Source organism: Pantoea sp. WMus005 (assembly GCF_013415305.1).
GTDB lineage: Bacteria > Pseudomonadota > Gammaproteobacteria > Enterobacterales > Enterobacteriaceae > Pantoea > Pantoea rara.
Map to the genome: position 1 here is coordinate 1 of NZ_JACBXU010000024.1, position 319 is coordinate 319.

Below are 319 nucleotides of genomic sequence, written 5' to 3' on the forward strand. Positions count from 1 at the left end.
TAATGCCTGGCAGTTCCCTACTCTCGCATGGGGAGACCCCACACTACCATCGGCGCTACGGCGTTTCACTTCTGAGTTCGGCATGGGGTCAGGTGGGACCACCGCGCTAAAGCCGCCAGGCAAATTCTGTCTCCGCGCCGCCCGTTAAGGCCGCGCAGATGTATCCGGTACAAGGCTGAAAATCGTGTCTCTCAAAAACGCCTCTGGCGTTGTAAGGTTAAGCCTCACGGGTCATTAGTACCGGTTAGCTCAACGCATCGCTGCGCTTACACACCCGGCCTATCAACGTCGTAGTCTTCAACGTCCCTTCAGGACTCTC

The 319-nt window shown here is 57.1% G+C and carries 2 rRNA genes; both read right to left on the reverse strand.

Annotated features, from left to right (window positions below):
• Positions 1 to 4: 4 nt before the first annotated feature.
• A 5S ribosomal RNA gene (gene rrf / locus HZZ01_RS20755) occupies positions 5 to 120 on the reverse strand.
• 93 nt (positions 121 to 213) lie between these two features.
• Positions 214 to 319 (reverse strand): 23S ribosomal RNA (locus HZZ01_RS20760); the annotation flags it as partial.